General features: G+C 44.7%; 12 protein-coding genes. 2 read left to right on the top strand and 10 right to left on the bottom strand.

The features are described from left to right. Position 1: 1 nt before the first annotated feature. The gene (locus tag QQL36_RS33215) at positions 2-1,237 is read left to right on the top strand and encodes a WcaI family glycosyltransferase (RefSeq protein WP_321568210.1); all 1,236 of its coding nucleotides are present in this window, start codon (positions 2-4) and stop codon (positions 1,235-1,237) included. Here the strand turns inward: QQL36_RS33215 and QQL36_RS33220 are convergent. The 5 genes from QQL36_RS33220 to QQL36_RS33240 all read right to left on the bottom strand — a co-directional run bounded on the left by QQL36_RS33220 (position 1,221) and on the right by QQL36_RS33240 (position 8,475). Then, positions 1,221-1,952, bottom strand: coding sequence for a hypothetical protein (locus QQL36_RS33220; RefSeq protein ID WP_083722119.1), 732 nt, complete (start codon positions 1,950-1,952; stop codon positions 1,221-1,223). The genes QQL36_RS33215 and QQL36_RS33220 overlap by 17 nt on opposite strands. Positions 1,953-2,487: 535 nt before the next feature. Beyond that, a complete protein-coding gene (locus QQL36_RS33225) occupies positions 2,488-5,112 on the bottom strand; it encodes a glycoside hydrolase family 2 protein (RefSeq protein ID WP_321568211.1) in 2,625 nt (874 codons plus the stop codon). A gap of 192 nt (positions 5,113-5,304) precedes the next feature. After that, positions 5,305-5,709 carry a hypothetical protein gene (locus tag QQL36_RS33230; RefSeq protein ID WP_083722121.1) on the bottom strand — a complete coding sequence of 135 codons (405 nt, stop codon included), beginning with the start codon at positions 5,707-5,709 and terminating at the stop codon, positions 5,305-5,307. 78 nt (positions 5,710-5,787) lie between these two features. Further along, complete coding sequence (locus QQL36_RS33235) at positions 5,788-7,230, bottom strand: HEAT repeat domain-containing protein (protein WP_321568212.1); 1,443 nt, start codon at positions 7,228-7,230, stop codon at positions 5,788-5,790. Between the two features lie 9 nt (positions 7,231-7,239). After that, positions 7,240-8,475: a Gfo/Idh/MocA family oxidoreductase gene (locus QQL36_RS33240; protein ID WP_321568213.1), complete on the bottom strand. Its 1,236-nt coding sequence runs from the start codon at positions 8,473-8,475 to the stop codon at positions 7,240-7,242. 126 nt (positions 8,476-8,601) lie between these two features. Between QQL36_RS33240 and QQL36_RS33245 the strand changes: the two genes are divergently transcribed. Further along, positions 8,602-8,940: a helix-turn-helix domain-containing protein gene (locus QQL36_RS33245; protein ID WP_083722123.1), complete on the top strand. Its 339-nt coding sequence runs from the start codon at positions 8,602-8,604 to the stop codon at positions 8,938-8,940. 559 nt (positions 8,941-9,499) lie between these two features. On the opposite strand, the gene QQL36_RS33250 is transcribed toward QQL36_RS33245, so the two are convergent. The 5 genes from QQL36_RS33250 to QQL36_RS33270 form a co-directional block, all read right to left on the bottom strand. Beyond that, positions 9,500-9,640, bottom strand: a complete 141-nt coding sequence (locus QQL36_RS33250; protein WP_321568214.1) for a hypothetical protein — start codon at positions 9,638-9,640, stop codon at positions 9,500-9,502. A 190-nt stretch (positions 9,641-9,830) separates the two neighbouring features. Further along, on the bottom strand, positions 9,831-10,616 hold the full coding sequence (locus QQL36_RS33255; RefSeq protein WP_083722171.1) for a GDSL-type esterase/lipase family protein: 786 nt from the start codon (positions 10,614-10,616) through the stop codon (positions 9,831-9,833). Positions 10,617-10,628: 12 nt separating this feature from the next. Further along, on the bottom strand, positions 10,629-11,723 hold the full coding sequence (locus QQL36_RS33260; protein WP_320576604.1) for a sensor histidine kinase: 1,095 nt from the start codon (positions 11,721-11,723) through the stop codon (positions 10,629-10,631). Positions 11,724-11,774: 51 nt separating this feature from the next. Continuing rightward, positions 11,775-12,338: a chemotaxis protein CheB gene (locus tag QQL36_RS33265; RefSeq protein ID WP_321568215.1), complete on the bottom strand. Its 564-nt coding sequence runs from the start codon at positions 12,336-12,338 to the stop codon at positions 11,775-11,777. A gap of 18 nt (positions 12,339-12,356) precedes the next feature. Next, complete coding sequence (locus QQL36_RS33270) at positions 12,357-13,178, bottom strand: protein-glutamate O-methyltransferase CheR (RefSeq protein WP_321568216.1); 822 nt, start codon at positions 13,176-13,178, stop codon at positions 12,357-12,359. Positions 13,179-13,183 lie beyond the last annotated feature (5 nt).

Here is a 13,183-nt window from a genome sequence, read left to right on the forward strand (position 1 = left end):
TATGTCCGAACGATTATTACTGATTACAGGCAACTATAGTCCTGAGCCAACGGGAATTGGAAAATACAATGGGGAAATGATACAATGGCTGGCAGATAAAGGTTACGATTGTACTGTCATTACTACTTATCCTTATTACCCACACTGGAAGATACAGCCTCCTTATGAACAGCAGGGATGCTGGTATAAAAAGGAAGTACACGGGAGGCTCACTGTTTATCGCTGTCCTCAGTATATACCGGCAGCGCCATCAGGTATGAAACGTATATTGATGGATGCGACCTTTTTTATCGCTGCGTTCTTTCGGTTATTCACATTGTTGTTTACCACGAAATTCGATGTGGTCATGGTGGTCGTACCCCCGTTCCATTTAGGCTTTCTGGGCCTGTTGTACAAGTGGATCAGGGGGGCGCGGCTGCTCTATCACATACAGGACATGCAGATAGAAGCAGCCCGTGACCTACAGATGATCCGTTCCAGATGGCTGATCAATACCTTGTTCCGCATGGAGCGTTTTATACTCCGCAGGGCAGACCTGGTAAGCAGTATTTCGGAGGGTATGATGCGGAAGATTGCGGCCAAATCAGGCAGGGACATCTTCTTTTTCCCAAATTGGGTAGCCATCAGTCATTTCTTTCCCATCACAGAGAAAGCGATTCTCAAAGCAGATTTTGGCTTCCATGCGCAGGATAAAGTGATACTATATTCAGGTGCTATTGGCGAGAAACAGGGGTTGGAATCCATACTGGAAGTAGCCGGCGCTATGCAGACAGATACCCGGCTGAAGTTCCTGATCTGCGGGGCAGGCCCCTATAAAACAACTTTGGAAAACAAGGCGCAGGCCATGTCTTTGCACAATGTGATCTTCTACCCTACCCAGCCTTCTTCGCAATTCAACCGGTTCCTGAATATGGCAGACATTCACCTGGTAATACAAAAAGCCAATACCGCCGACCTGGTGATGCCAAGTAAGCTCACTACGATACTGGCAGTAGAAGGATTAGCATTGATCACGGCCAATGAAGGTACCAGTCTGTACGAGCTGGTAAGGACAAATGAAATGGGTATAGTGGTGCAGGCAGAAAACCAGCAGGCGCTGTATGAGGGATTGCTACAGGCTATAAACGAAGATTCCGGACACATCACCAGTCGTGCTGGAGACTATGCCCGGAACTTTCTCGCTATAGATTCGATTATGACAAGCTTTGAACAGACAGCGATTAAGGCTGCCAGATAATGCGTGCACCACCTTTTACATCGCCGCTGTATTCAGTGGAATTGAATATCACACTGCAGAAGCTGATAGTGGTTACGTTATTATCAATAGATACATAAACAGATCCTGATGATGTATCTGTGGTCCATGGAGCAGTAGTGATCGCCTTGGCCGTCAGTCTGCAATAGCCTGAAGGCAGTGAAGAACTGGATTTCTGGATAGAATAGATACCTTCAGCAGGAGGCTGATTGTTGGGGAATTCTACAGTAATAGTAGCATTCCCGTTTGTAGCAGTAACTACGTAATCGCTGGTACCAGTAGTCCCTACTACCTTATTGAAGGAGAGGTCAACCACACCTTGCAGGGTAGCCTGGTTACTATCCAGACCACAGGCGTTTGTAGGGCCAGTGACAACGATAGTATCAGAATTGCCGGTGTAGGTACAGCCACCTGTGGTAGTTACAGTTACTGAATACACATATTTTCCTCTGGTAGGAGCAGAGATCTTAGGTGCCGCATCTGTTGATGTATACCCATTGGGGCCGGACCAGACATAGGATTGAACGGCACTTACACCAGAACTGGAGAGCGTGAGCGTTTCATTGTTACCAATGGGACCATTGCTTTTGACTTTGGGCTTAAGGCCTGTATCGCAGGCGGCTCCGCCTTTGGAACATCCTGTTAGCGCGCTGATCCATCCTAAGATTAATACGATAAATATAGATTTATACTGCATTGCCAAATATTCATCAATACGAAATAATATTATATGCTTTACTGCCGTTAATATGTAACCAATAGCTCCAGCGTCGTACAAAATGTTCCATTTTTACTACCGCACATAGCTCTTCCAGCAAGAACAACCCTCGTTGCTTTGGCATCATATTGGATAAAAGGATGTAAATCGGAAATAAATATAGTAAATACTTTAGTTATTAGTATTTTTTAATATTAATAATATATGAACAGATACGGGTTTAGGTGCGTTAAAAAGATTAAAATTATATCAGTATCAAGGGGTTGGAGGGCATATATTATATAGGTAAAAAAAATTAAAAAAGTCAAAATTTAATAGAGAATTTAACATTTTAGATGAAAAATGGCTGTTTTCCGGGAGAGTTGGGCATAGATGATAATGGGGGGTTTAAAATGACTTGTGTGGATAATTTTCAAAAAAAAATCGCTTTTACCTGACGGTAAAAGCGATTTTTTTTTGTCCGGGCCTGCGGCCGGCTAATAAAAATGAGACTGGACTATAATTGAGGGCCAGATTATTTTATTTCAATTACTTGTTCTGCCAGGTTCCAGCCGCTCACAGTTACCTGTGCTTTGCCGCTTTTACCAATTGCATCACCACTGATAATCACTACTTTCTCTTCTCCAGGCACTACTGATACATAGTTATCATTGTAGAACACAGGCAGAATTCTCTTCTTTGTCTGTGCATCTACCAGTGATACCCTGTTAAAGAATGCCAGCGGACCACCTTTAGGGTTGCTGATCTTCACATGGATATCATTGCCTGATTTAGTTGCCGTGATCTGTGGTTTAGCAGCCTGCATGTTCTGCAGACCGGAGTAGTTGCCTTTTGCATCAGGGAACCAGTACAGGTTATCATCCATCACAGTTTTATCAGCTTTGATGAGGCGTACTGCCAGGAACACACCTTCCTTCTCTCCCAGCTTATCCAGGAAAGCTTTGATGTTCATGATCTTCTGTACATTGGATGGACCGATTTCAGAGAACACCTGTGTGATCAGCGTATCATGACCTTTCATATCATATGCTTTCAGTTGCAGCATGATGTCGTGATAGTAATCGAAAGTATTGTTTACAATGAATACTGTACCATCGGTTGGATTGATCATACCATGTACAGGTGTAGCACCGGCTCTGTTACCATACAGACAGGCGTTTGGATCCAGGTAGTAATCGTAGTGCTGTCCACGTAATGCAGTCCATGGGTTCTGTGTTTTCCAGATGATCACACCTGTGTACCAATCCCACATATGAGAACTGAAACCTTCCATCAGGCCACGGTACTGATCATAGTTTACCAGCTGTGCCTTGTTCGTCCAGTCCCTGATATCTTTGGGTTTACCATATACATCCAGTGAATTGAAGTAAGGAATGTATTTGTGATAATCCCATACTGAATCAACACCACCAGGTTTATTTTCAGGACCTACCAGGTTTTCTTTTGGTATAAAGCGTTCCAGTGATTCCAGGTCGCCTACGCCAACAGAGCCTACTTCGGAGTTGAACGGCCAGGTTCTTTCATTCCAGAATACATTCAGCGGCTGCCAGTTGTAAGGGCCGTCACCATTGCCACCCAGCATGTTGTAAGACATACTATCGGTGTTGGAATAATGGAAGAAGTAACGTGTACCATCCAGTTTAGGCATAATGCTGTCTGCCAGCACATCGAAGATATCTGTAGGAGGGGTAATTTCATTACCACCACACCAGAATGCCAGGGAAGCGTGGTTACGCAGTAGTTTTACCTGGTCCGCAGCGGAGTTGATCCACAGGCGGTGATCATCAGGATATTGTCTGCGGGTCCACTGGTCTTCTTTCTTCATTGGGTCTACCCAACGACCGTTACAGTCGCCGCTCATCCAGAAGTCCTGGAATACCAGCATACCGTATTTATCACAAGCCTGGAAGAACTCAGGCCTTTCGGTGAGACTACCACCCCATATACGGATCAGGTTCAGGTTCATGTCGCGGTGGAAACGAACTTCTGCATCGTAACGCTCGTTGGTGAAGCGGAACATTGCATCGGAAGTGATCCAGTTACCACCCTTGATGAAGATATTCTGACCATTTACAGAGATCTCACGGCTTCTGGTGTGCGCATTCCAGAAAGTACGGATTTCGCGTACACCTACAGTGATTTCTTGAGTATCGTCTACTTTGGTATTTTCTACAAACTCTACCTTGCTCTGGTACAGGTTCTGCGGGCCATAACCGGCAGGCCACCAGAGTTTAGGATCTTTCAGTTCCAGGTCGGGCAGTTGTACTTCGGTATGTGCTTTTGGCGCCAGCGTTACTTTGCTGCTCACGGTCACACCACCAATGGTATAACGCAGGGTACCTGCAATGGTTTTTGCAGTAGCGTTATCCAGTTCTGCGCTTACCTTGATTGTAGCAGGGGCCTGCTTGCCTTCCGGCCATCTTGGACCTGGTACATTGGTTACCACGTGTGGGTTGCTGATGTTCACAGCACCTGTTTTTTCGATGGTCACCTTGTCCCATATGCCGGTATTACGATCGCGCATGGGCTGAATCCAGTCCCAACCCGCGGTGTACTGAGGGCCTACGTTTTTTGCAATCGTACCATCGCCACCCTGGCCACCATTAGGATTACCAATATTGACAGGTGGATATACGATTACCGCCAGGCGGTTTTTGCCATCCTTTGCGAGGAAGGAAGTAATGTTGTAAGAATGACGGATGTAGGTACCGTAGTGGGTAGTCGCGTTCAGGCGGTGACCGTTCAGGTAGATATCGCAACCGTCGTTTACGCCTCTGAAGTGCAGCCAAACCTGGCCGTCAGCAGCAGGAGTCGCTTCTGAGAAGTCTTTTACGAACCAGTAAGTATAATGATCGCGCCCTGTGGTATAGATATCAGGTATACGTTCATTATTCATTCCATAGAAAGGATCTGGAACAAGTTTGTTGTTCAGTAACGTCGTTAAGACGGTACCCGGCACAGTAGCTGGTAACCAGCCTTTGAGCCCATAGGCAGGTGTTGACAGTGCTTCGCCCTTTACAGTGACGTCGGATACATTTGCACATTCCCAGCCACTATTAAGTTCATATTGGCTTTGCGCCATCAATTGTAAAAAGGGTGCCAGTAAGAGACCTGTCACATTCAGTAGTTTCCGGACCATAGTTATGCATGAAAGTTTAGAAGGCAATATTGCCTGTTCACTGTTCTGACAAAAATATACGTTGGAATTCCAAAATCAAAATGATGCTGATTAGTTAGGTCAAATATGAATTACAAAAGGAGAATTACGTATTAGAAAGGGGGGAAATAAAAAAGCCCCTTTGGTTAAAGGAGCTTTTAAAATACGTTTTTATTATTCTGCTTGTGAAGCAACTAATACTATTTTAAGATAAAGGTCGCCAGGAGGATCTACTGTTGTACCGGTAGCGCCCTGAATTTCAAGATAGAGTACGCCTGGTTTGTAGGTGTATACAATACTGGAACCATTGTACACATCTGGTAAAGCTTCCCAGGTAGTACCATCACCGGAAATATATGCTAATACGCCATCAGTCTGGTTTGTACTTTCATTAATTTCAGGCATATTAATCTGTGCATAGTAAGTTTTTGTAGTCTGGTCATATTGCCAGGCAGTGGAGGCAACAGATGTCTGAATTGTAATGTTAGGAACCTCTTGTGTGATGTACTCTTTTTTACAGCCAGAAACAAGGGACCCCAGGCCTAATACCAGTACAGCAAGCAATAATTTAGTTTTCATAAATAAGCATGTATTGATTAATTACAGAATAAGGAACATATATCCTAATCTTCAAATACGATGCCATATTTTGTAGAATTAACTTCCTTCTATTGCTTTCAATGTTTTTTCTGCCTGCTCTTTTACAGCCGGGTTTGCACTTTGCGTCATCGCTACTACCCTTGCTTTCATCTCTTCGGCTTTGCGTTCTGCCAGTACCTGCAGGAGTGCAATCTGCATAAGCGGTGGTTTATTTTGCAGAGAGATGCCTGCCGTAGAAGCGACCATATTACTCCGCATTGTGAGCAAAACATCCCTGATTAAAAAAATCGTACTACTGTCCACGCGATTCATTTCATACACCAGCGCAGCGATCATAGTGGTATTGCCTAACATGCCTGCTGCTTTGATAGCTGCCGTTTTTACGACCATATTACTATCGTTCAGTGCTGCCTGTATCACTCTTGTGGCAGTACGCTGACGGCTCTCGCCAAGCAATAATAGTATGCCTGCTTTCACTTCATCTTTTTCTCTTACTACTCTGTCTATCCAGTAATTGGTATTGGAAGTATTCAGGTTCTTTGCCGCCATCTTCAATGCTGCTGATCTGAAAGCGGGATCAGGATCTGCAGCGGCATCGCCTAATACCCTGTTGGCATCATTGAACCTCACGGTCACCATGATTTGCAGTGCAGCAATCCTGGCAGGCAATTGTGCAGGTGATTTACATTCTTTCAGCAGGCGGGCAGCAATTTTTCTTGCAGGTTCCTGTGGCCAGTTTTCCGCCATGCGCTGTGCAAATAATATATACGCTGCCGTTGCATTCATGCTGTCGTATACATATCCTGCTCTTGCCGCTGCAGCACGTAACAAAGAATCACTGCTTTCATTGCCTATGTTGGCAATCGCCATCAAAGCAACCCTGCGTTGACGCAGGTCTTTTGTATTTGCCAGTGCTGTCACCGCATCGAGGCCGCTCAGGTAACGGAGTTCTCCGATGGCATTGATCAGCGCTATTTTGCTATTGCCTTTTGCTTTTGATAAGGCATATACCAAAGTTGGTTTCGCCACCGGCCCACCAATTTGTATCAAGGCCCTTGCTGCAGCATCGCACAATGGCTCCTGCACCAGGTAAGGGGCAATAGTAGCAGCGGCGACGTCATTGCCACATAACTGTAACTGGCTGATCAGAAAATTTTTGGCGGGGATTGACGGCACCCATTTCAATGCCCTGCACCAGGCTTTTACAGCCGTTTTACGGGCAGAATCCTGCAGGGCGGCAGTGATATACCTTGTATACGCGGTGAGGGCATATTGCACTCTTATATTCCCGGTCTGCGACATCATCGCGAGTGTAGTCAGTCCCTCTTCTCCCAGCTTTTCCAGTTGTTTCATGGAGATGTTTTTCAGACTATCGTTGGGTGATGGCATTTCCTGAAGGATCGCATTGATCCGGGTAGCATAGGGAGATGGTTTCCCCTGCCCAGCTGCATATAGTATAGGGAAGAGGATAAATAATATAATCAGTTTCGAACGCCTCATGGTACATGGTTATTTCCAGGTGGTGCGCAGGGGCTGGTTCAGCAACCTGTTTGCACCTTCATCGAACAGGAAAGTTTGTTTTTCAGGATCATATTGGAGAGAGCGGCCCAGCTGAAGGGCGATCTTTCCAATATTGACAAGTGTACAGGAACGATGTCCGTTTTCTTCGTTTGTCACGAAGGTTTGTCTTTCTTTTACCGCTTTCACAAAATCAGTGATAGCCAGTAGTGGTTCAGGAAAGTTGGCCAGGCGTTTTTCCAGGTCAGGGATATCTGATCTGAAATCAGCATACAGTTTACCATTGGGTCCGGAAATGAAGGGGGCGTTTGCATCCCGGCCTTCCGGGTCCAGGATGATCTTGCTGCCATCCTGGTAGGTAAAGGTGATCTTCTGCCAGGTACCTACGGCATCCGGGTGTTGTAACGGTGTTTCCACCTCTACCTCAATCGGACTGGTTTCATCTTTATCCAACAGGTATTGCACAGGATCGAGGTAATGTTGCCCTGTTTCACCCAGCACGCCTGCTCCATAATCCCAATATCCACGAAAGTTCTGTATCCGGTTGATATTGTAGGGTTTATAGGGTGCAGGTCCCAACCAGCGGTCATAGTTCAGGGTTGCCGGCACAGGTTGAACCGGCAGGTTGGTTAAACCGGTATACTCACCAGGCCAGGTAAAACCCGTATGTGGTGCCAGGGTTATGGTGAGCGGCCAACCCAGTAGACCGCTGAAGGTCAGTTTCTTCAATTTTCTGACAGGAATATTAGTCCCGTAAAAGTTCCCATCTATGCGGTGGTTCATATTGAGCCGGAAGATGCGGCCATAGGTTTGCACGGCATTGACCACCTGCTTTCCTTCGGCAATGGAATGGGTCATCGGGGTTTCGCACCAGATGTCCTTCCCTGCGGCGGCGGCTTCCATAGCAATGAGGCCATGCCAGTGTGGTGGCGTGGCAATATGTACGATGTCGACATCCTTTTGTAAAAGAAGGTGCCGGTAGTCGTCGAAGGTTTTGACTTTTTTGTCTGTGAGGAGTTTACTTTTATCTACATCACAAATAGCGGTGAGGCGTGTACCGGCGTAGTCTATATGCTGATGGCCGGCGACACCCATACCGATCACACCTTTGGTCAGCTGGTCGCTGGGGGCAGGGTAGCCACGGCCCAACACATGCCGGGGAATGATAGTAAAGGCAACTACCGTTCCGGCTATATTTTTCAGGAAATCACGTCTATGGTTTGGCATAGGATCTTCTATAATGATCACGAGGGGACAAGATATGCATTTTTTATAAATATAAAGTTTTGGCCTCCTATCTGGAAAAATTTTACTTAAATTAGGGCTAGCCCTGAACCATTGAACACAAATTCCATGTCTAACAATCATCACGAAAAAGTAATTGCCAGCATTAGCGAATACCTGCTACTCAACCTGAATAAGCCGGTCAGTATTTCACAACTAGCTCATTCTCACTACATCAGTGAGTCAAAGCTCAAACAGGATTTCAAAAAATACAAGCAGCTTTCCCTGATAAACTGGTTATTGGAGCAAAGAATGCAAAAGGCTTTTCAGCTTTTACAACAATCGGATAGTAAAATTTCCGATATTGCGGAGGAAGTCGGGTATAGTAATGTATCCAGTTTCAACCGGGAGTTTAGGAAACATTATGCCTGTTCTCCCCAGGAAATCAGGAATGGAAATAGTGAATAAGTAAAACCATTAGGGGATTTTTAGCGTACATATACTCAGTGCCAAAAAATTTCTGCATTTTTCTTTGAAATCAGCAGCCTTGCCGAAAGAATTATCAGACAAGCACTTATATCTGTAGTACGTTATAATTAAGACTGTTCCCTGTAATTTTTACAAATCATTAACAGCCGTATTCGAAGTTTATTTTCTAAAAACAGCAATGTGTTTAGTAGTTTTGCCCCGCTTATGAAGTAATCGGTTACGATAGCCAGGCAGGCAGAATAGTATAAAGTGAGTGCATAACGTGTCATGCGAATCATAAAGATCTGGGGCTAATAACCTACAGGATACGTTGGGTTCTTATTGTTCCAATCTAATTATTATACATGTCGCCACTTTATATGCAAAACGAAAGACACCAGACTACAACAATGCACAATGCTTTCCAAATTACCATCGCGTAATCAAACATATTTACATAGTGCCTTGAAAAAGGGGCTATAACCTTCGTTTACGAACAATGCAAAATGAAATACCGGTACTTTAGTCCTTTAGTGCCGGTTTTTTTTTGTCCGTATCTCTAGTAGGAAGGTCTATTAGATCTGCTCTTTTCAGGGGTATTCTCAAGACGTTCATCCAGTTGCTCATCGCTCATTTCTCTTTCTGATTCGTCCAGCGGACGTTCTGCCTCTTCAAATGCTCCACCCGAACCAGTGTGCAAAATTTCGTTTTCTTTGGGTGAGCCGGTCGACGCGCCGGTGTCGTTCACGTAAATCATTGGTATACACGTTTTTCCATTCAAAGGATCAATAACAATGCTAATCTAATAAAAATCGTGGGTATTCCATAATGGTAGGGCTTTAACTCTATATTAAGAGCGGGGTTTTGCCGTGCAAAACCCCGCAGATCTGTTATTTTAATAATTTAATAATCCCCTTACCCCACAGTTTTCCAAGGCTCTCTGCCCCTACCTTGTTGGGATGCAGATAAAATACGCCCTGCCAGCCTTCTTCTGCCTGCAATTCTGCTGCCGCATGTTGCTTAAAGTACCCAAATCCCTGTTTATCACCTACAATCACCTGACCGGGTTTGGTTCTTCCATACTCCTTCACCAGGTTGCCTACCTCCGGGAAATAGGTTTGCAAACGGTCCAGACCACGCTGTAAATAGATAGCACCATTGTAAGTATTCGGGCTATACCAGATAGGCAAATGAATGACCACCCTGCTGTCGGGAAAATCCGTCAGCAACTGGTCTATAATCGCCTGTAAGTTCTTTTTATAGTTTTCGGGAGACACTGGCGCTCCATTGGGCCCTTCTACGGCACTATCATTGGTACCCAGATCAATAGAAAATACTAACAATGCATCTTTGTCTGCCTTATAAGCTTCAGCCGCAGCTTCTACTTTTTTAAATGCTTTGCCGGTAGCTGGCAGAAAATCTACTGTGGTGTAACCGCTTACGCCCTGGTTGGAAAAATTCACCTTTCCCACTCCTTCCTGTGTTTGTAGCCACTCCACCGTTCGTACCGGCGGTGCCTCCTTGTCAGGTTCCTTTAGCGTGGCTCCATGCGTAATGCTGTTACCAATAAATACAATGTTCAGATTAGTGGCGGCTTTCTTTTGCGCCATTGTTGGAAGCTGGGCAATCACCAGCATGAGCAGGTATACACCTGCCCGTTGGCCATAGGTTCTCATATACATGACAGTTTATCTCCGCCACTGGAAGTAGAAACAGCTACCCTCGCCTAAACGGGATTCCACCCACACCTTGCCTCCCTGTGTTTCCACCAGTAATTTGAGGATATTTAATCCTATCCCTGTGCCTTTGTCATCATCTTTGTCTACCTTTTCAAACAACCTAAAGATTCTTTCATTGTCCTTATCCTCTATGCCAGGACCATTGTCCTTCACATAAAAATTATAAAACTCACCATCCGGTGTACCCCCCACACTGATCTCTGCTAAAGCTTTATCATTATATTTAATCGCATTACTCAGTAAGTTCTGGAATACCTGTTGCAGTTTTTGTCTGCTGGTATGTAATACAGGCAGGTTCGTTCCCACCTGGATGTGTACATGTGCCGGGGGGAACAACAGTTTGATCAACTGCTGCAACAACTCGTTTACATCCACATCTTCTGTCTTGTTGGAGAACTGGTGTTCCTTGCTGTAGTCTAGAATGGCTGTGATCATATCTGCCATCTGGGTAGCGGCATTCACAGACATATCCATATACTCCGTCAGCATAGGGGATACCTTGATCCCATCTTCCTCCTGCATCAGCATCAGCAAACCGGTAATACCGGAAAGCGGTGTTTTCAGATCATGTGCTACCACATGCATAAAGCGCTCCAGCTGTCCATTGATCTGCTCTTTCTCTTTCAGTGTCTGCTTCAGTTCATCCTGATAGAAATATAATTGTTCGAATACATTTACCTTGGCTCTGGTCACATTGATGTCCAGGGGCTTTGACAGATAGTCTACCGCTCCTATTTTAAATCCTTCCAGCACATAGTATTCGTCTTTATTGATGGCTGTCACAAAAATGATGGAGATGTTCCGTGTTTTAGGGTTGGCTTTTAGTAACCGGGCTACTTCAAAACCGTCCATATCCGGCATCTGCACATCCAGCATAATCAACCCAATATCGTCATGCTTTAATACCAACTTCAATGCTTCATTGCCCGATGAAGCCTGTATAAAAGTCCTGTTATCCGCCAGCAGCATCTGTTCCAGCGATAATAAATTCTCCAATCTATCGTCTACAAGCAGGATGGTAAATTTTTTAGTCATAATACTCATGGGCTCTCTTTTAACGGCTAGTCTTATTTATATATACGAAGAAAACATTACTCACGGTTCATTAATTATAAATTTTATTATATCTTCAACTGACAGTACGTGAATCCCTTTGCACATTTCTATAGCGGCCAGTGGCATCGCCTCGAACGCGGCAGTAGCCGGATCCTGTACAATGCCGGTACCGCCTGCAGCGATAATATCGTACATACCTGCGGCGCCGTCTTTGTTGGCTCCACTCAATAAAATGGCCAGTGCGCTGCTGCCATATACCTCTGCCACACAGCTAAATGTCATGTCAATTGAAGGCCGGCTATAATTGACCAGTTCTGAATAATCCAGCATAAAGGTCTTATCAGCTTCCAGCATCAGGTGATAATTTTGTGGTGCCAGATAAATGTTGCGGGGTTTTACAGCTTCTTTATCTTCAGGTTCAATAATTCTTCTTTTGTTGGAAAGTAACCGGCCCATTTCACTCTGCACATTGCGGAGCCGGTGCAATACGATAACAACAGGCGTCTGCACATAATCGGGCAATGCATCGAGAATGCTGGTTAATACAGCGATGCTACCGGCTGACCCTCCGATTGTGATAATATCGTACTTTTTGTTCTTCATAAATTTACAACATCCGGTTTATCCTTTTCTACGGTAAATTTTATGAGCCGCATGTATTGTTTCAAATTTTTCATGGATGCTGGCAAACCTCATCGTTTCTTTGATCCCCATGGCCAGGTAGCCGCGTGGAGAGAGGCTATCATAGAATAATTGCAATACGTGGTTCTGCAGTTCCCTGTTGAAATATATAAATACATTCCGGCAACAAATGAGCTGGAACTCATTAAATACTGTATCTGTGACCAGGTTGTGCTGAAAAAAGGTAATGTGTTTACGAAGTTCCTTTTTGATCAGAACATTGTCATACCTGGCTGTATAATAATTTGAAAAATCGCCTAACCCTCCTGATTGAATGTAATTATACACATAGTCTTTCATATTATCCAGTGGCAGGATGCCCATGTTCGCCTTTTCAAGGTTCATCGGGTTGAGGTCAGTTGCATATATTTTAGTTCTACCAAGGAGCCCGGCCTCATGTAGCAGGATTGCCATAGAAAATACCTCCTCTCCGGTAGAACAACCGGCATGCCATATTTTAATATTCGGATACGCCGCCAGCTTGGGAAGTACCTGTGTCCGCAATGTTTGGTAAAACAGGGGATCGCGGAACATTTCCGTCACATTTACAGTGATAAACTGAACCAGCCGGTTAAAAAAGTTTGCATCATTGACCAGCTGATACTTCAGTTCAAATACGGTAGCTATCCCGGTATAGCTCATAAAACGAACAATACGGCGCTTGAGTGATGCCAGCGCATAACCGGTGAAATCATATCCGTATTGCAGCTTTATAATATTAACAATATCGACGAAATCTGCATTAGATATGTCTTCCTTCATAGAAA

Origin of the sequence: Chitinophaga sp. LS1 (assembly GCF_034274695.1) — a bacterium.
Lineage (GTDB): Bacteria > Bacteroidota > Bacteroidia > Chitinophagales > Chitinophagaceae > Chitinophaga.